We start from the raw sequence: 17,918 nt of genomic DNA, 5'->3' as shown, positions 1-17,918 counted from the left end.
ATCGATCCATGGCCGGATTCTGGGGCAGACGCAAGCGCGAGCAGGAAGAGCTGAACACGCAGGACGCCGACCTGGCGCGGCGAGCGCAGCAGGCGCTGGTGGCCGCCGACGAGCGCATCCGCCTCACCACGGACGAGCTCGCGTTCGCCGACGCCGAGCTGGGACCCGGTCCCACCTCCGAGCTCCGCGAGGCTCTGGCGTCGGTCCGCACTCACCTGCAGGAGGCGTTCCACCTCCACCAGCTGAACCACGACGAGATCCCCGACACTCCCGAAGAGCTGCGCACGCGTAACGCGCGCATCGTGCAGCTGTGCGAGTGGGCGGAGGAGCTGCTGGACGACCGCACCGAGGCGCTCGCGGGGCCGATCGAGCGGGCGCGCCGCGCTCCCGAGATCATCGCGAAGGTACGCGCGGATGCCGCACGCCTGCGCCTTCGTGTTCCCGACGCCCGCGCGACGGTCGACCGGCTCGCCGTGCGCTACTCCGGGCACGCGCTGGCGCAGATCGACGCGAACCCGGCCGAGGCCGAGCAGCTGCTCGGCTTCGCCGAGCACAGCGCGGGCGTGGCCGAGCGCCGTCGGGAGGCCGGCCAGCGCGAGCAGGCGAACATGGCGCTGGAGGCGTCGACCGAGTCGGTCCGCCGCGCCGAGACGCTGCTCGACGCGGTCGAGACCTTCGAGGTCGAGGCGCTGCGCGCCGAGTCGACCCTCGCGGCGATCGTCGAGGACTCCCGCGGCGACCTCGTCGTCGCGCTGAAGGAGCCGCACTCCCCCGCCGTGCAGGCGGCCATCGAAGAGCTGCAGGCGGCGCTTGCGGCGCTCCCCGCCGCCGGCGTCAACACCGACCCGTTCGAGCAGCTGACGCGTCTGCGCGAGGCGAACGCGGGGCTGGACGCGGCGATCGCGGCGGCGCGGGAGCGCGCCGCGCGACCGATCCCCCCACTCGAGCACGTGCGTCACGCCATCGACGACGCCGACCGTCAGCTCGCCGTCTCGCGCGATGTCATCGCGGGCCACCGCGGCTGGATCGGCGCCGACGCCCGCACCCGGTTCGCCGAAGCCGAGCGCGTGCGGCTGGATCTGGACCGCTATCTCGGCTCCTCCGCCGCAGCGGTCACCGCGATCGACGAGGACCACCGCGAGCAGGCGTTCGCCATGGCGCGCCGGGCTGCCTTCCTGGCCAGCGAGGCGCTGCAGCTCGCCCAGCGCGACATCGACGCCGCCCGGCCGCAGCCCGAGCAGTGGGGCGCGCCGGGCTACGGTCAGCAGGGCTACGGCCAGGGTTGGGGCGGCGGCCGTCGCAGCGGCGGCGGCGACCTCATGGGCGGCATCCTCGGCGGGCTCGTGATCGGCAGCATCCTCGACGGCTTCATCGACTAGGTCCCCGGCCCGGCCTGGCCAGCCCGTCCTTCCCGTCCCTCGAGCCCCTGCCCCTCGCTCGCGGGAGCGGAAAACCTGGCCGGTGACCGCGACACGCCGCGTCGCGGCATCCACCCCCGGCGTGTCGCCTGACCGACCCGGCTTTCGGCACCGACGGCACGGGTGGGAACCACTCCCTGGCACGGGTCAGAGTGGGACGACCCGCAGTCCGTCGGCGACCACGCGACCGTCGTGGATGACGGTGCGGTCGCTGCCCCGGTCCATCACGGCGCTCGTGGGGGTCTCGCCGTCGACGAGCACGAGGTCGGCGCGATCCCCGACGCCCACGCCCGGCCGGTCCCCCACGCCCGTGACGCGTGGCGACGAGTGGCTCATGATCGACGCCCCGCCCACCGTGGCGACAGCGAGCGCCAGCTCCACGTGGTCGTCGCGGCGGAAGCCGTTGACGAAGGCGAGCTGCCACGTTCGGTCGAGCATGTCGCAGTTGCCGTAGGGACTCCAGTAGTCCCGCTGGCCGTCTTCGCCGAGTCCCACCCTCACCCCGGCCTCGACGAGGTCGACCAGCCGCAGCTGACCGGTCGTCGAGGGGGCGACGGTCGCCATCGCGACATCCAGCTCGGCGAACTCGTCGATGAGGCGGCGGCTCACCGCCTCCGACACGGAGCCGAGGTCGTACGCGTGCGAGATCGTCACCTTGCCCTGCATGCCGAGGGCACGCGTGCGCTCGAGCACGAGCTCAGTGCTGAAGACGCCCAGGGCGCCAGGCTCATGGAGGTGGATGTCGACCTCGACCTGGTACTTCTCGGCGAGCCCGAACACGATGTCGAGGTGCCTGGCAGGGTCGCGGTCGAGCTGGCAAGGATCGATCCCGCCCATCACGTCGGCGCCCTGCTTGAGCGATTCCTCGAGGTATTCGACCGTGCCCGCCTCGCGGAGGATGCCCGCCTGCGGGAACGTCATCACCTGGACGTCGGCGTGGTCGCGGTACTTCTCCTTCGCGGCCATCACCGAGTCGAACTTCTCGAGCTTGCAATCGACGTCGACCTGCGCGTACGTGCGCACCCGCGTCGTGCCCTTCGCGATCATCTGCTCGAGCGTGCCGGCGACGATCTCGGCGTGCGGCACATCGGTGTTCCGCCAGTTCCGGCGATCGTTCAGCATCATGCCCCACACGCCCGGCGCGCCGGTATGCGGCCGGAAGGGCAACCCGATGCGCGACGAGTCGAGGTGCACGTGGACGTCGCTGAAGGACGGGAACAGAAGGCGGCCTCGCCCGTCGACGTCACCTTGATCGGGTGCGGCGTTCTCGTCATGCGGATGCACGCCGGCGATGCGGCCTTCTTCGAGGGCGATGTCAGCGGCGGCGGCGCCCCACGGGCGGACGTTGCGGAGGATCACTGCGGTGCCTTTCGGGGGACGGGCGGATGCCGCGTGGCCGGCGACCCGTCGATGCTACCCACCTCGCCGACCGCGGTCGGCACCGCATGCGCGAGGGGTGCGGCCGATCCGGCCGCACCCCTCGTCAAGAATCCGTCAGGACGCCAGCTCCTCCGGCTGCGCCTGCGTGGTCAGCGAGATCACGCCGTAGTCCCAGCCCTTGCGGCGGTAGACCACGCTCGGGTGATCTGTGCGGGCGTCGATGAAGAGGAAGAAGTCGTGGCCGACCAGCTCCATGCGGTCGACGGCCTCCTCCACCGACATCCACTCGGGGTGGAACTCCTTCGTCCGGATCACGACGGGCGTGTAGCCCTCTTCCTCCTCGTTCCCCGTGACGATCGGGATCTCGCCGGTCGCGACGGCGCGGAGCACGTCGACGGATGCCGGCTGCACGTCAATCCCCTGGATCGCACCGCTGCCCTTCTCGAACTTGGCACCGCGCGGGTGATTGCGCGCGTCGACGCGCTTGTCCTTCGCGCGACGCAGCTGTTCGCACAGCTTGTCGACCGCGAGGTCGAGGGCGGTGAACTTGTCGCCGTCGGTGGCCTCGGCCCGCATCACGGGCCCCTTCCCGTTCACGGTGAGCTCGACGGTCTCATCCTCGACGCGACCGTTGTGGTACGCGCGGTGGGTGACCTTGACATCCACGCGTTGAGCGCGCGGCGCGAGGTTCTCGATGCGGGTGGCTTTCTCCTCGACGACACTACGGAAGCGATCCGTGATCCCGACTCCCACGCCGACGATGCTGGTTTCCATCCCTGACCTCCTTGTTCCGGTCCACCCGGCCAAGGGCGGACCATCAGTCGCCTTGTCCCACCCACGCTAGCCCGGGCTTCGGACTCTGTCACCTGTGAGTTTCGAATGCGACGGATGCCGTTCACCCGGGTATGCTCCGGCGTCTGGGCGTGGCCGCGACGGTGACCGCGGCGACCACCTCCAGGCCCGCCGCGCGCAGCGCGCGCACCGCCTCGGCGAGGCTCGCGCCGGTCGTCACGACGTCGTCCACCACCACCACGCGCAGCGCCGAGGCCGGGCTCCGGCCCCCTCCGAGCCGCGCGTCGGGCACCTGTGCCCGGTCGATGGGAATCCTCACCGTAAGGCTTCCGGCGACATTGCGGCGCCTGCCGGCACGGTCGAGACCGCGCTGGTCGGCCGTCCGTCGGGCGTGCCGCAGCAGCCGGCCCGGGCGGTGCCCCGCGCGGCGGATCAGCAGGTCGGGAACGCGGAACCCGCGACGCCGGTACGCCTCGCGCGAGGTGGGCATGGGCACCAGGACGGCATCCGCCGCCCCCGCCCGCCCGAGCGCAGCCGTCAGCGCCGGCGCCAGAGCTACGGCCAGACCGGTGCGGCCGTCCTCCTTGATCGCCCGCAGCACGCGGGCGGCGACGCCGTCGAAGGCGAGGCCGCTCCATACGACGACCTGTCCCGCCGAGGTCTCGACGACCTGCCGCCGCGGATCCGGCGACAGTGCCAGCGCACATCGCTCGCACAGGCTGACGTCGGGCTCGTCGCATCCGGCGCAGGAGACCGGCAGCAGCAGCGCCAGGGCATCGGCGCACGCCTCCCGCACGCCCAGAGCCCACTCTCGCATCACCCGGCCAGCCTGGCCGGGTGGCGGCATCCGTCCGCGTCCCGCAGCGCGACCCGTGGAGAATCGCCGCGGCGATCGTCGTGGGGAGGAAGGGCTACTGCGGGGCGCCCTGCTGGGTCGCGAGCACCAGCACGCCGGTGGCGGTCGGCTGCCACGCGGTGCCGCGCTTGACGTAGAGCGTGCCGTCGTCGGCCCGTAGGCGCAGGCTCGAGACCCCCGTGCCGCCGGCGATCGAAGCCATGTCGGCGGCAGCGCTGGACGTCGACGTGGGAGCGCCGATGACCTGCTCGATGACGGTGGTGTCGCCGTCGCCGCTGGAGAGCACGGCGATGCTGGCGTCGTCGATCCAGGTGACGCCGAGGTCGGTCACTCCGACGACGGCTCCCCCGACCGGCGCCAGTTGCAGCGGTTGCGCCAGCCGCTCGGGCACGCCGTCGGCGTCGCGGACGACGCCGGCCACCCACAGCATGGTGCGCCCGCCCGCCGCGACGACGGCCGCGATGCGGGTGCCGTCCCTCGAGAGCGCCATCGCTCCGATCGCGGTCGCCCCGCTCCACGCATCGGCCACCACGAACACGTCGCCCGAGGGCAGGTAGATCTGGAGGGCGGACGGGTCGTCGCGGGGCACGCTCCACACCACGCCGTCCTCGTCGATGGTGGGATCGATCAGCCCGCCTCGCGTATCGATCGGCTCGCCGTCGCCGGTGGCGGCGCTCAGTCGCGCGACCACGCCCGACTGGAGTCTCGCGGCGGCGAAGTCGCGTTGGGGACCGACCTGCACGCTCGTCGGCGACGTCGCCTCGACGGCGGCCGAGAGTCCGGGGATCTTGTCGAGCTCGTCGCCGGTGAGGAAGCCGAAGCCCTCCTCGGTCAGCACGAGGGGCGCCGCGGGAACGCGCGTCGAACGCACCGCCACAGTCTCCGCGTCGATCGGCGTCGAGTCGACAGTCATCACGACCTCGGAGACCCCGGCGGCTCGAAGGCTCTCCTCCAGCTGCGTGAGCATGCGGTCGACGGCCTCGCGATTGGCTCCGAGCATCCCCTCCGACAGCGCCACCTCGGCGACACCGTCGTCGTCGACGGGAACCGTCGCCGCGGCGGTCACCCCGTCGGGGAACGCGGTCGCGACCGACTCTGCGAGCCATTCGCTGCGCGGCTCGTTGACGAGCGCGGTGGTGATGCTCACAGCGCTCTTGGCCGCCGGGAACCATCGCACGTCGGGCACGAGATACTGCCACGACGGGTCGAAGTACATGAGCGGGTAACGCTGGAAGACGGTCGGGAACTGCTCCTCGTCCAGCCAGATGCCGTCGGGGGCGTTGGTGATGCGCCACTCCCCGTCGGTCTGCTGCGCGAGCTGGAACACCTGGCTGCCGGGGGCGAGCTCCGCGCGCTCGTAGGCGCCGCGGTCGTCGACGGTCGCAACGACGTCGAAGGCGAAGTCCACGATCCCCTCGCCGCTCTCGACGTAGTCGCGCTCCCCGCGCTCGTCGACCACCACACCGGCCTCGGGCTTCCACTGGTCGCGCACCGACGGGGCCAGGAACTCGCGAGCGACCGCCCAGTCGCCCGCGACGCCGGGTCCCGAGCCGGCGTCGATGAACCCCTCCACGATCTGCTGCGGCGTCGCTCCCGGCTGGGGCCGGTTGGGGATGAAGACGACGTTCGACGATCCGTTGCCGGTGTTCCCGTTCTCGAGGCCGTACTCGGGGGGCCCGCTCGTCGGGAAGCCCGCACAGCCGGTCACCACGACCGCGCAGAGGGCCAGGATGAGCGCCAGGATGCCGCGTACCCGGGTCATGCGGAGCCTCCTCGGGCGGCGGCATCCGTTCCGGCGCCTGCCTCCGGCCGGCCCTCGTCGCCGGGAAGATCGATGGGGGCGGTGAGCCCGAGGTCGTCCAACGCCGCGTCGTCGCCGGGATCCACCGGGATCGGCCAGGCGCCGCCCAGCGGAGCGGCCTGCCGCGGGAGGGTGAGCACGAAGTTGGTGCCACGGCCGAGCCCCGACCAGACGGCCAGCTCACCGCCGTGGAGCTTCGCGTCGCCCATCGCGATCGACAGTCCCAGTCCCGTGCCGCCGATCGTGCGCTTGCGGGAGGGATCGGCACGCCAGAAGCGGTCGAAGACGTGCTCGACATCCTCCGGGTTCATGCCCATGCCGTAGTCCCGGACGCCGATCGCGACCGCCTGCTGGTTGCTGTCGACGGTGACGACGATGGGGCGGCCCTCGCCGTGCTCGATCGCGTTGCCCAGCAGGTTGCGCACGATCCGGCGGACGCGGCGCGGGTCCATGTCGACGGGCGAGTATCCACCCGGTGCGACGAGCCGGACGTCGGTGCCGTGCTGCTCCGCCAGCTGATGCATCGAGCCGATCACGTCCTCGGCGAGGTGGGCGAGGCTGGTCGGCTCGAGCTCGAGCTGCACCGATCCGGCGTCGTAGCGGCTGATCTCGAGCAGGTCGGTGAGGAGCGTCTCGAAGCGCTGCACCTGGGCGTTCAGGAGCTCCGCGGCCCGAGCGGTGGCGGGGTCGAACTCGTCGCGCTGGTCGTTGATCATGTCGGCCGCGAGGCGGATCGTCGTCATCGGCGTGCGCAGCTCGTGCGAGACGTCCGACACGAACCGCTGCTGGACCAGCGAGAGGTCGGCGAGCTCCTTGATCTGCGACTCGATGCTGTCGGCCATGGCGTTGAACGAGCGGCCCAGGGTCGCCAGCTCGTCCTCACCGCGCACTTCGAGCCTGACGTCCAGGCGTCCGGCCGCGAGCTTCGCGCTCGTCTCGGCCGCCTCGCTGATGGGGGTGGTCACCGAGCGCAGCACGAACCACGCGATGCCGCTGATCAGCAGCACGAGACCGATGCCCACGACCCACAGCGTGCGCTGCACGAAGGTGAGCGTCTCGGGCGCGTTCGCGAGGTCGTAGGCGAGATAGAGCTCGTAGGAGGCGACGCCCGGGATGCTGAGCTGCTGCCCGACCATGATCCCGGGTGCGCCCGCGGCGCCGCCGGCGGGGAGCTCGACGGGCTGCCAGATCTGCTGATCGGGATTGGCTCGCACCAGGGCGCGCATCGAGGTGGTGAGCAGGTCGGGCATGACCTCTTCGGCCGTGCTGCGGTCCTGCGGCGCGTTCGGCACGGGCGGCCCGATCCGGTACGCCGACATGATGCGGGCCGACGACTGGTCGCGCAGCGCCGTGAACGCGAGCGTCATCACGTTCTCCATGCGCACCGCCTCGCTCTGGACCGCGGCGTCGAGGGTGCGCTGCGCGGCGGCGCGCGCCTGCTCGGCGTCCAGCAGCACCTGGTCCTTGCGCGAGGCGAACAGGTCGTTCTGGATCGCGAGGGCCATCCACACGCACGCCACGATGACCGCGAGCGCCGTGAGCCCGATCGTGACGAGGATCGTCCGGAAGCGGAGAGAACTGCGCCACAGCGCCGCGATGCTGCGCGGCCACGCACGCCAGAGGCTCCAGCGGGCCGGTGGCGCGGTCGTCACCGTTCCCGTGACGCCCGTGGTCGGCGCGGTCACGGCGACCTCAGACGACGGCGCCGGCGCGGTATCCGACGCCGCGCACCGTCGTGACGATCTTCGGGTTGTCAGGGTCCTTCTCGACCTTGGCCCGGAGCCGCTGGACGTGCACGTTCACCAGTCGCGTGTCGGCCTTGTAGTGATAGCCCCACACCTGCTCGAGCAGCATCTCGCGCGAGAACACCTGCTGCGGCTTGGACGCGAGCGCCACGAGCAGCTCGAACTCCAGCGGCGTGAGCGCGATCGGGCCGTCCCCGCGGCGCACCTCGTGGGCGGCCACGTCGACGGTCAGGTCGCCGATGCGCAGCGATTCGTTCGCCGGCTGGCTCGCGGGGCGCAGCCGCGTGCGGATGCGCGCGACGAGCTCCTTGGGGTTGAACGGCTTGACGATGTAGTCGTCGGCGCCCGACTCGAGGCCCTTGACGACATCGGACGTGTCGGTGCGCGCGGTGAGCATGATGATCGGGATGCCGGACTCCGCGCGGATGCGCGTGCAGATCTCGATGCCGTCCATACCGGGAAGCATGAGGTCGAGCAGGATGAGGTCGGGGCGCTCGGTGCGCCACGCGTCGACGGCTTGGGCCCCGTCGGCGCAGAAGACGGTCTCGAATCCTTCCGTGCGCAGCACGATGCCGATCATCTCTGCGAGGGCGGTGTCGTCGTCGACCACCAGGATGCGTGAAGTCATCGCGCGCGTTCGTTCCTTCTCTCCAGGCACAGACGGCACGCGCCGTCCCCATGCGCTTCCCACAGAGTAGTCGACACCGGCTGTGCTCCGGCCGAGCCTCGCCCGAACGGGCGCCGAGAGTGTGGAGAGGGCGGATGCGGCATCCGTCCGATGTGGAACGATAGGGACACGCCGACGAAGGACCGTGCCGCGCCGCTCGCCCACGGCGCGCGGCCGACGGAAGGGGGATACCGTGACCGCGTACCCGGCCTGGACGCCGGCGTCCCGCCCCGGCATCATCCCGTTGCACCCGCTGTCGTTCGGCACGATCCTGGGCCGCTCGTTCGCGGCGCTGCGCCAGAATCCCCGCGTGCTCCTCGGCTTCGCGCTCGTCGTGCAGACCCTCGCCTACGTCGTCGTGCTCGCCGGCGTGCTCGGGGTGATGTGGGCGAGCTTCTCGCGACTGGACACACTGCAGCCGGGAACCGAGGAGTACGACACGGTCATGGCCGGCTCGATCGGCCTCACGGCGGTGGCCGGCATCGTGCTGGGTCTGGCTGCGGGAGCGCTCAGCGTGATCGTCCAGGGCATCGTGGTGGTCGAGGTCACCCATGCCGCGGTCGCCGAGAAGCTCACCATCGGCGCGCTGTGGCGTCAGGTGAAGCCGATCGCCTGGCGGCTGATCGGATACTCGCTGCTGCTGATCCTGGCCATCGTCGCTCTCATCGCGATCGTCGTGTTCGCGATCATCGGCATCGCCATGGCCGCACCGGCGGCGGCGATCGGCCTGACGATCGCCGTGATCGTCGCGGCCATCCCGCTGACGTGGTGGCTCATGATCAAGCTGCTGCTCGTGCCGGCGGCGATCATCGTCGAGCACGCGACGATCCTGCAGGCCCTCTCGCGCTCCTGGTCCCTCACGCGCGGACGCTTCTGGCCGGCGCTGGGCATCATCCTCGTCATCAGCGTCATCTTCGCGACCGTCGCGCAGGTGGTGAGCCTGCCCATGAGCTTCCTGTCGATGGGCCTCACGACGATCATCGCGCCGACCGGCGCGGCCGAGCCCTCGGCCTTCATCGGCTTCATCGCGGCGGCGCTGCTCACCCAGGTGCTGACGCTGCTGCTGCAGTCGGTGGCGGTCGTCGTGCAGTCCACCGCGACCGCGCTCATCTACATCGACTGCCGCATGCGCCGCGAGGGTCTCGACCTCGACCTTCTCGCGTACGTGGAGCGACGGGATGCCGGCGCCACCGCCCTTCCCGACCCCTATCGCGAGCACGTCGGCCGCGCGATCGCGCCGCGCGGCGTGCCGGGCTCGTACGGGCCGCAGGGGTATCCCGTCTACGCGGGTGCGCCCGGGCCCCGCTACGGCGCACCCGTGGCGCAGCCCGGGTATGGGCCGCAGCCGGGTTACGGTGCCCAGCCCGGCTACCTTGCCCAGCCCGGCTACGGTGCCGCACCGGCATACGGAGCCCAGCCCGGCTACGGCGGCCAGCCAGGATACGGTGCCGCACCGGCGTACGGCGCCGCACCGGCGTACGGCGCCGCACCGGCGTACGGCGCCCCGCCTGCGTACGGCGCCCCGCCGGCATACGGCGCCCGGGGGGCATACGGCGCTCCTGACGCCGGCCGGCCTCCCGGCCCCGTCGCCGCTCCCCCGAACCCGGCGTCGCCGGCACCGGCCGCTGCGGCAGCCGACCCGACGCCCGCCCCGGCCGAAGCGGGCTCGCCCGAGCCGTCACCGACCGCCTGGACCGCCCCCGGAGCAGGAGCCGACGGCACTGACCGCGAGTCGCCGTGGGCCTGACGTCCGCGATGCGGCCGGCACTCGCCCGCTCGGCCGACGCCGTCCCGCCGCTCACCCCCGACGGTGACGAGGCCCGCCGCTGGGCCGAGCAGGAGCTCTCCGACCCCGCCTACGACATCGCCCAGCCGACGCCGTTCGACCGCATCGCGCGCGCGATCGGCGACTTCATCGCATCGCTGTTCAGCCCGGATCTATCGGGCGGCTGGGGCTCGACGTTCGCACTCGTGGCCGCGATCGTGGTGGCCGTGGTGATCGTGGCGGCGTTCCTCGTGTGGGGCGTGCCGCGCGTCACCCGGCGGGCCGCAGCGCGCACGCCGCTCCTCTTCGGCGAGGCCGAGGGGCGCTCGGCCGCGCAGCTGCGGGCAGCAGCCGAAGAGAGGGCCGGTGTCGCGGACTGGGAGGCGGCCGTCGTGCTGCGCTTCCGCGCGCTCGCCCGCGGATGCCTCGAGCGCGGCGTGGTGGACCCGCCGCCGGGCGCGACCGTGCACGCCTTCGCCCGCGCCGCCGCGCGCGCCTTCCCGGCCCTCGCCGCGGACCTCGAAGACGCGGCGACGGCGTTCGACGACGTGCGCTACCTGCGCCGGCCCGGCACCGCCGAGCTGTACCGGCTGGTCGCGTCGGTCGACGAGGCGGTCACGTCGGCCCGGCCGGCCGTGCGCGACGAGGTTCCCGCATGAGCGCGACGGTCGCGGAGCCGACGGTGGACACGGCGACGGATGCCCCGCCCCGGCGTCGCCGCCGGGTGGCCGCGTGGATCGCCATCGGGCTGGCGCTGCTCGTGATCGGCGGCATCGGCGGCGCGATCTCGGCGGCCAACCAGTGGGCGGAGCGCGAAGCCCTCGACCCCGCCTCGACAGGCCCAGGGGGAACCCGGGCGCTGGCCGAGATCCTGCGGGACCACGGCGTCGAGGTCACCATCGCGCGCGACCGCGCCGCGGCCGCCACCGCGCTCGCAGACGGCTCCGCGACGCTGGTGCTTCCCGACGCGCCCGCGCTTTCGGACGACGCGGTCGCGGCCCTCGCGGGATCCGCGGCGGACGTCGTGCTGATCGAGCCGCGCGCCCGCACCCTCGAGCTCCTCCTTCCCGGCTCCGCACCGGCCGGCGTCGCGCCGGATGCGACGGTGGCCCCCGGCTGCGACGTGGGTGACGCGGTCCGAGCGGGCGCGGTCTCGCCCGGCGGGCTGTACAGCGCCGGACCCGACGCCGACGGCTGCTATCCGGTCGGCGACGGTTTCGGTCTGCTGACCCAGCCGACCGATGCCGGTCGCCTCTCCGCGGTCGACGGCCGGGCCCTCTTCACGAACGAGCGGCTCGCGGACGACGGCAACGCCGCGCTGGCGGTGAACCTCATGGGGCGGCATCCGCTCGTCGTCTGGTACGTGCCGGGCGCGGGAGACACCGACCTCGCCGACGTCGACCCGTCCCTCGGCGAGCTGACGCCGCCGTGGGTGAGCCCCGTGATCGTCCTGCTGCTGGTGGCGGGCGTGGCTGCGGCGATCTGGCGCGGGCGCCGGTTCGGCCCGCTGGTCACCGAGCGCCTGCCGGTCACCGTGCGCGCTTCCGAGACGACCGAGGGCAGGGCCCGGCTCTACGCCCGCGCGGGCGACCCGCTGCACGCCGCCGACCGCCTCCGCATCGGCACGCTCCGGCGCCTCGCCGCCCTGCAGGGTCTCGGCCCGAACGCGGCCGCACCCGAGATCGCCGACGCGACGGCGGCGCGCATCGGCGCCGACCGCAGCGCCGTGCGCGGCATCCTGATCGACGACATCCCCACCGGCGACGCCGAGCTCGTCGCTCTGAGCACACGACTGAGAGATCTCGAGGACGCCGTCCGTGCGGCCGTCCGCCCCGAAAGGAGCCCCCGATGACGGATACGCCCGTGGTGCCGACCCCGGCAGCGACCGATGCGTCCGCCCCGCTCGACGACACCGCGCTGCGCGAGGCGATGAACCGCGTGCGGCTCGAAGTCGGCAAGGCGGTCGTCGGCCAGGACGGAACCGTGACCGGCCTGCTGATCGCGCTCCTCGCCGGCGGGCACGTGCTTCTGGAGGGGGTGCCGGGCGTGGCCAAGACCCTGCTCGTGCGCGCGTTCTCGACAGCGCTCGGGCTGGACACCAAGCGCATCCAGTTCACGCCCGACCTCATGCCCGGCGACGTGTCGGGCTCGCTCGTGTACGACGCGAAGGCCGGCGAGTTCGAGTTCCGCGAAGGTCCGGTGTTCACCAACGTCGTGCTCGCCGACGAGATCAACCGCACGCCCCCGAAGACGCAAGCGGCCCTGCTGGAGGCGATGGAGGAGCGTCAGGTCTCGACCGACGGCGTCACGCGCCGCCTTCCCGACCCCTTCCTGGTCGCCGCCACGCAGAACCCCATCGAGCACGAGGGCACGTACACGCTGCCCGAGGCGCAGCTCGACCGCTTCCTGCTGAAGCTCCTCGTCGAGGTGCCGTCGCGCGATGCCGAGCTCGCGGTGCTGCGCCGTCACGCGAGCGGCTTCGACCCGCGCGACCTGGCGGGGGCGGGCCTGCGGCGGGCCGCGAGCGCCGACGAGATCCGCACCGCACAGCGGGCCGCGGCATCCGTCACCGTCTCGGACGACGTGCTCGGCTACGTCGTGGACCTCGCGCAGGCCACGCGCCGGAGCCCCTCGGTGCAGCTCGGGGTGAGCCCCCGCGCGGCCACCGCGCTGCTGGCGGCGTCAAAGGCGTGGGCATGGCTCGGCGGCTACCCCGCGATCACGCCCGACCACGTGCAGACGATGCTCGTGCCGACCTGGCGCCACCGCATCCGCCTGCGCCCCGACGCAGAGCTCGAGGGCGTGTCGGTGGACGCCGTGCTCGGTTCGGTGATCCAGCAGACCCGCGTTCCCATCTGACGCCGTGTACCTGACTGGTCGTGCGCCGCTGCTGGTCGCCCTCGGGGCGGTGCCCGTCGTGCTGCTGTCGCTCGCCGGCGTCGACGCGTGGCTGGCGGCCGCCGGGTGGATCCTGCTGTGCCTCGTGCTGGCGCTCGCCGACGCGGCAGCGGCACCGGACCCGCGGCGGATCACCGTGATGCGACGGATGCCGCGCCGCGTGCTGCTGGGTCAGCCGGTAGGCGCCGAGATGGTGCTGCGCAACACCGGCGAGCGCCCCCTGCGCGGCCGCGTGAGGGACGCGTGGCAGCCCACCGCCGGCGCGCCGGCCGAGCGGGCGACGATCGACATCCCGCCCGGCGAAGCCCGCCTCGTCATCGTCCCGCTCCTCCCCCGCCGGCGCGGCGAGCTGCGCTCGCGCTTCGTGGTGGTGCGCTCCGACGGACCGCTGCGGCTCGCAGGACGCCAGACCCGCATCGACGAGCCGGGAGCCATCCGCGTGCTCCCGCCCTTCACCGCGCGCCGGCACCTGCCTTCGCGCCTGGCGCGACTGCGGGAGCTCGACGGCAACACGAGCGTGCAGGTGCGCGGGCAGGGCACCGAGTTCGACAGTCTGCGCGAATACGTGCGCGGCGACGACGTCCGCTCGATCGACTGGCGCGCGACGGCACGCGCGAGCACGACGATGCTGCGCACGTGGCGTCCCGAGCGGGACCGTCACGTCGTGATCGTGATCGACACCGGCCGCACGGCGGCGGCGCGCGTGGGCGACGGCGTGCGGATGGATGCCGCGATGGAGGCCGCGCTGCTGCTCGCCGCCCTCGCGACCCGCGCCGGCGACCACGTGCACCTGCTGATGTTCGACCGCGCGATCCGGGCCCGCGTCACGCGCGTCGACGGCCCGTCGCTGCTGCCCGCGCTCGTCGACGCCATGGCGCCCGTCGAGCCGCAGCTCATCGACACCGACTGGGACGCCGCGTTCGCGCAGGTGCGAGCGCTCACGTCGCGGCCGTCCCTCGTCGTGCTCCTCACCGCGCAGGACGCCGCCGAGGCGGCCCGCGGGTTCCTCGGGTCGCTTCCCGCGATCGCGCGCAGCGCTCACGTGCTGGTCGGCACGGTCACCGACCAGCCCGAGTCGCCGCCCGAGCGCCCGGATGCCGTCGATGTGTACCGCGCCGCCGCGATCGAGCGCAGCGCGCAGGACGCCGCGGTGGTCGGGGCGGCGATCGGGCGCGCCGGCGGCGAGGCGATCACGGCCGGGCCGGACGACCTGCCGCCCCGCATCGCCGACCGTTATCTGGCCCTCAAGGCGGCCGGACGCCTCTGATCGAGCCGCGGCGGACGCGGCATCCGGAATCGCAACGATCGGCGACGAACACCTGAACACGCCGCGAAACCTCGGGTGAACGGGCGTCGCAGTCGGACACTCCGCCCCCGGTTCCTGGGAATCGGCTGGACGTACCGCTAACCTCGCGACGAGGAAAGGAGTCCGCCATGTCGGATACCACCATCCCGCCCACCACGGTGAACAGGCTCGTCGCGGAGGCACTGGGAACGTTTCTGCTCGTCTTCGGCGGCGTCGGCTCGGCGCTGTTCGCGGCGAACTTCCCCGCGGATTCCGAGAACAACCCGCTCGGCATCGGCTTCGTGGGAGTCTCGCTGGCTTTCGGTCTGACCGTCGTCGCTGGCGCCTATGCGTGGGGACCCGTCTCCGGCGGCCACTTCAACCCCGCGATCACTCTGGGGCTGGCCGCCGCTGGGCGGTTCGAGTGGAAGAACACGGTCGGCTACATCATCGCGCAGGTGATCGGCGGCGCTCTCGGCACGACGATGATCGTGCTGATCGGCATCTTCGGAACCGGGGATTGGCTGGCCAACGCCCAGGACAGCGGCTTCGCGTCCAACGGCTACGACGAGCTGTCGCCCGGCGGGTTCGGTCTGGGCGCCGCGATCATCGCCGAGATCCTCCTCACGGCGGTGTTCGTCCTGATCATCCTCGGCGTCACGCACTCCACGCGCGGCACGGCGGCGCTCGCACCACTTGCAATCGGCCTCACGTTGACGCTCATCCACCTCATCTCGATCCCGATCGACAACACGTCTGTGAACCCGGCGCGCTCGATCGCGGCAGCGATCTACGGCGGCGTCGGGCCGCTGTCGCAGCTGTGGGTGTTCATCGTGTTCCCCATCGTCGGCGGACTGCTGGCCGGCGTGCTCCACCGCGCCCTCTTCGAGCCCAAGGGCACGCTGCCGCCGGTGCAGGCCGAGGCGCGCGTCCCGTAACCGTACTCGCACGAGAGCGGCCCGCCCCCGGATCGGGGACGGGCCGCTCTTGGTGTGTGCGGGTCAGGAGAGGTCGAAGCGGTCGAGCTCCGTGACCTTGCCCCACGCCTTGACGAAGTCGCGCACGAACTTCTCGTTCGCGTCGTCCGAGGCGTAGACCTCGGCGACGGCGCGCAGCTCCGAGTTCGACGAGAACAGCAGGTCGACGCGCGTGCCGATCCCCACGGGCGCGCCCGAGCCGTCCTTCGAACCGGCGAAGGCGTGCGAGCCCGGGTCGAGCGGCTTCCACGTGGTGCCGAGGTCGAGCAGGTTCACGAAGAAGTCGTTCGTGAGCACGCCCTTGCGGTCGGTGAAGACGCCGTAGTCGGAGTCGTCCCAGTTCGCACCCAGCACGCGAAGGCCGCCGACGAGCACGGTCAGCTCCGGCGCGCTGAGCGTGAGCAGGTTCGCGCGGTCGATGAGGTGGTGCTCTTCGGGCATGAACGCGCGGGGGCCGTAGTAGTTGCGGAACCCGTCGGTGATCGGCTCGAGGAACGCGAACGACTGCGCGTCGGTCTGCTCCTGCGTGGCGTCGGTGCGTCCGGGGTGGAACACGACCTCGGCCTCGACGCCGGCGTCCTTGGCGGCCTTCTCGACCGCCGCGTTGCCCGCGAGGACGATGAGGTCGGCCAGCGACACCTTCTTGCCGGAGGTCTGCGCATCGTTGAACGAAGCCTGGATCTGCTCCAGCTTCGCGATCACGGTGGCCAGCTGCGCGGGCTTGTTGACCTCCCAGTCCTTCTGCGGTGCGAGGCGGATGCGGGCGCCGTTGACGCCGCCGCGCTTGTCGCTGCCGCGGAACGAGGATGCCGCAGCCCACGTGGTCTCGACGAGCTGTGAGACCGTCAGCCCCGAGTCGAGGATCTGCGCCTTGAGCGCCGCCGCGTCGGCGGCGTCGATGAGCTCGTGGTCGACGGCGGGCACACGATCCTGCCAGAGCAGCTCCTCCGAAGGGACCTCGGAACCGAGGTAGCGCTCGATCGGGCCCATGTCGCGGTGCGTCAGCTTGAACCAGGCGCGGGCGAACGCGTCGGCGAAGGCCTCGGGGTCGTCCTTGAACTTCCGCGAGATCTTGTCGTACGCCGGGTCGGTGCGAAGCGCCAGGTCGCTGGTGAGCATGCGGGGCTCCCGACGGCCGTTCGAGTGCGCGAGCGGAACCATGTCGGCGCCGCCGCCGTTGATCGGCCGCCACTGGTGGCCGCCACCCGGGCTGCGCATGAGCTCCCACTCGTACGCGTAGAGGATGTGGAAGAACTCGTTGTCCCAGCGGGTGGGGTGGTAGGTCCACGTGACCTCGAGGCCCGAGGTGATGGTGTCGTCGCCGTGACCGGTGCCGTGGCTGTTCCGCCAGCCCAGGCCCTGCTCCTCGAGGCCGGCGGCCTCGGGGTTGTCGCCGACGTTCGTGTCGGGCGCCGCGCCGTGCGTCTTGCCGAAGGTGTGACCACCGGCGATGAGGGCGACGGTCTCCTCGTCGTCCATCGCCATGCGCCCGAAGGTCTCGCGGATGTCGCGCGCGGACTTCAGCGGGTCGGGCTCGCCGTTCGGGCCCTCCGGGTTGACGTAGATGAGGCCCATCTGCACGGCGGCGAGCGGACGCTCGAGATCGCGGTCGCCCGAGTAGCGCTCGTCGGCGAGCCACGTGGTCTCGGGGCCCCAGTACACGTCGGCGTCGGGCTCCCACACATCGGCGCGGCCGCCGGCGTAGCCGAAGGTCTTGAAGCCCATCGACTCCAGCGCGACGTTGCCCGCGAGGATCATGAGGTCGGCCCACGACAGCGACTGGCCGTACTTCTTCTTCACCGGCCAGAGCAGACGACGTGCCTTGTCGAGGTTGACGTTGTCGGGCCAGCTGTTCAGCGGCGCGAAGCGCTGCTGGCCCGCGCCGCCGCCACCCCGGCCGTCGGTGATGCGGTAGGTGCCGGCGCTGTGCCACGCCATGCGGATCATGAGGGGGCCGTAGTTGCCGAAGTCCGCCGGCCACCAGTCCTGCGAAGTCGTGAGCACCTCGGCGATGTCGGCCTTGACCGCGGCGAGGTCGATCGACTCGAAGGCCGCCTTGTAGTCGAAGTCCTCGCCCAGCGGGTTTGCGACCGCCGGGTTCTTGGCGAGGATCTTGAGGTTCAGCTGGTTCGGCCACCACACGCTGTTGGCGTTGCCGGTGGTGGGGTGCGGCTGACCGCCGTGGATGACGGGGCAGCCCTCGGTCTCGTTCGGGCGCGGGCGGGTCTCGCCGTCCTCGCGCTCGTCGACCGGCGTGTCGATCGGCGTGACCGCCTGATCCACGTCGGTCGGGTTCTCACCGATCTCGGGGATCGTCTCGTTGGTGTCGGTCAT

Annotated in this window: 14 protein-coding genes; 7 read left to right on the top strand and 7 right to left on the bottom strand. The window is 72.2% G+C overall.

Annotation, left to right across the window (positions count from 1 at the left end; genetic code table 11):
- Positions 1–8 precede the first annotated feature (8 nt).
- A complete protein-coding gene (locus IM767_RS11620) occupies positions 9–1,379 on the top strand; it encodes a coiled-coil domain-containing protein (protein ID WP_109209968.1) in 1,371 nt (456 codons plus the stop codon).
- Positions 1,380–1,565: 186 nt separating this feature from the next.
- On the opposite strand, the gene IM767_RS11615 is transcribed toward IM767_RS11620, so the two are convergent.
- The 6 genes from IM767_RS11615 to mtrA all read right to left on the bottom strand — a co-directional run bounded on the left by IM767_RS11615 (position 1,566) and on the right by mtrA (position 8,620).
- Positions 1,566–2,777 (bottom strand): amidohydrolase family protein, encoded by a 1,212-nt coding sequence (locus IM767_RS11615; RefSeq protein WP_109209967.1) that lies wholly within the window; start codon positions 2,775–2,777, stop codon positions 1,566–1,568.
- 135 nt (positions 2,778–2,912) lie between these two features.
- Positions 2,913–3,572, bottom strand: coding sequence for a ribosome hibernation-promoting factor, HPF/YfiA family (hpf, locus tag IM767_RS11610; protein WP_109209966.1), 660 nt, complete (start codon positions 3,570–3,572; stop codon positions 2,913–2,915).
- Between the two features lie 121 nt (positions 3,573–3,693).
- Positions 3,694–4,407 carry a ComF family protein gene (locus IM767_RS11605; protein ID WP_109209965.1) on the bottom strand — a complete coding sequence of 238 codons (714 nt, stop codon included), beginning with the start codon at positions 4,405–4,407 and terminating at the stop codon, positions 3,694–3,696.
- A gap of 94 nt (positions 4,408–4,501) precedes the next feature.
- A complete protein-coding gene (locus IM767_RS11600; protein ID WP_109209964.1) occupies positions 4,502–6,208 on the bottom strand; it encodes an LpqB family beta-propeller domain-containing protein in 1,707 nt (568 codons plus the stop codon).
- A complete protein-coding gene (mtrB, locus tag IM767_RS11595) occupies positions 6,205–7,932 on the bottom strand; it encodes an MtrAB system histidine kinase MtrB (RefSeq protein WP_109209963.1) in 1,728 nt (575 codons plus the stop codon). The genes IM767_RS11600 and mtrB overlap by 4 nt, the downstream gene beginning before the upstream one ends.
- A gap of 7 nt (positions 7,933–7,939) precedes the next feature.
- Positions 7,940–8,620: an MtrAB system response regulator MtrA gene (gene mtrA, locus IM767_RS11590; protein ID WP_109209962.1), complete on the bottom strand. Its 681-nt coding sequence runs from the start codon at positions 8,618–8,620 to the stop codon at positions 7,940–7,942.
- A gap of 232 nt (positions 8,621–8,852) precedes the next feature.
- On the opposite strand from mtrA, the gene IM767_RS11585 reads away from it, so the two are divergent.
- The 6 genes from IM767_RS11585 to aqpZ all read left to right on the top strand — a co-directional run bounded on the left by IM767_RS11585 (position 8,853) and on the right by aqpZ (position 15,545).
- The gene (locus IM767_RS11585) at positions 8,853–10,406 is read left to right on the top strand and encodes a glycerophosphoryl diester phosphodiesterase membrane domain-containing protein (RefSeq protein ID WP_109209961.1); all 1,554 of its coding nucleotides are present in this window, start codon (positions 8,853–8,855) and stop codon (positions 10,404–10,406) included.
- Positions 10,397–11,083, top strand: a complete 687-nt coding sequence (locus IM767_RS11580) for a DUF4129 domain-containing protein (RefSeq protein ID WP_109209960.1) — start codon at positions 10,397–10,399, stop codon at positions 11,081–11,083. The genes IM767_RS11585 and IM767_RS11580 overlap by 10 nt, the downstream gene beginning before the upstream one ends.
- On the top strand, positions 11,080–12,276 hold the full coding sequence (locus IM767_RS11575) for a DUF4350 domain-containing protein (protein WP_198425874.1): 1,197 nt from the start codon (positions 11,080–11,082) through the stop codon (positions 12,274–12,276). The genes IM767_RS11580 and IM767_RS11575 overlap by 4 nt, the downstream gene beginning before the upstream one ends.
- Positions 12,273–13,283 carry an AAA family ATPase gene (locus IM767_RS11570; RefSeq protein ID WP_109209959.1) on the top strand — a complete coding sequence of 337 codons (1,011 nt, stop codon included), beginning with the start codon at positions 12,273–12,275 and terminating at the stop codon, positions 13,281–13,283. The genes IM767_RS11575 and IM767_RS11570 overlap by 4 nt, the downstream gene beginning before the upstream one ends.
- Before the next feature lie 4 nt (positions 13,284–13,287).
- A complete protein-coding gene (locus IM767_RS11565; RefSeq protein ID WP_109209958.1) occupies positions 13,288–14,589 on the top strand; it encodes a DUF58 domain-containing protein in 1,302 nt (433 codons plus the stop codon).
- A gap of 167 nt (positions 14,590–14,756) precedes the next feature.
- Complete coding sequence (aqpZ, locus tag IM767_RS11560; RefSeq protein WP_109209957.1) at positions 14,757–15,545, top strand: aquaporin Z; 789 nt, start codon at positions 14,757–14,759, stop codon at positions 15,543–15,545.
- Positions 15,546–15,608: 63 nt separating this feature from the next.
- Here aqpZ and katG read toward each other — a convergent pair whose 3' ends face one another.
- Complete coding sequence (katG, locus tag IM767_RS11555; protein WP_109209956.1) at positions 15,609–17,918, bottom strand: catalase/peroxidase HPI; 2,310 nt, start codon at positions 17,916–17,918, stop codon at positions 15,609–15,611.

This window comes from Microbacterium ureisolvens (genome assembly GCF_015278315.1).
Taxonomy (GTDB): Bacteria; Actinomycetota; Actinomycetes; order Actinomycetales; family Microbacteriaceae; genus Microbacterium; species Microbacterium ureisolvens.
Note: the sequence above shows the minus strand (reverse complement) of the source record. Positions and strands in the feature narration are given on the sequence as shown.

Bases quoted from the DNA above. Each gene is read 5' to 3' on its own strand.
- aqpZ (WP_109209957.1), top strand. From the start codon at position 14,757: ATGTCGGATACCACCATCCCGCCCACCACGGTGAACAGGCTCGTCGCG.
- IM767_RS11605 (WP_109209965.1), bottom strand. From the start codon at position 4,407: ATGCGAGAGTGGGCTCTGGGCGTGCGGGAGGCGTGCGCCGATGCCCTG.
- katG (WP_109209956.1), bottom strand. From the start codon at position 17,918: ATGACCGACACCAACGAGACGATCCCCGAGATCGGTGAGAACCCGACC.
- IM767_RS11570 (WP_109209959.1), top strand. From the start codon at position 12,273: ATGACGGATACGCCCGTGGTGCCGACCCCGGCAGCGACCGATGCGTCC.
- IM767_RS11600 (WP_109209964.1), bottom strand. From the start codon at position 6,208: ATGACCCGGGTACGCGGCATCCTGGCGCTCATCCTGGCCCTCTGCGCG.
- IM767_RS11575 (WP_198425874.1), top strand. From the start codon at position 11,080: ATGAGCGCGACGGTCGCGGAGCCGACGGTGGACACGGCGACGGATGCC.
- IM767_RS11620 (WP_109209968.1), top strand. From the start codon at position 9: ATGGCCGGATTCTGGGGCAGACGCAAGCGCGAGCAGGAAGAGCTGAAC.
- mtrA (WP_109209962.1), bottom strand. From the start codon at position 8,620: ATGACTTCACGCATCCTGGTGGTCGACGACGACACCGCCCTCGCAGAG.
- hpf (WP_109209966.1), bottom strand. From the start codon at position 3,572: ATGGAAACCAGCATCGTCGGCGTGGGAGTCGGGATCACGGATCGCTTC.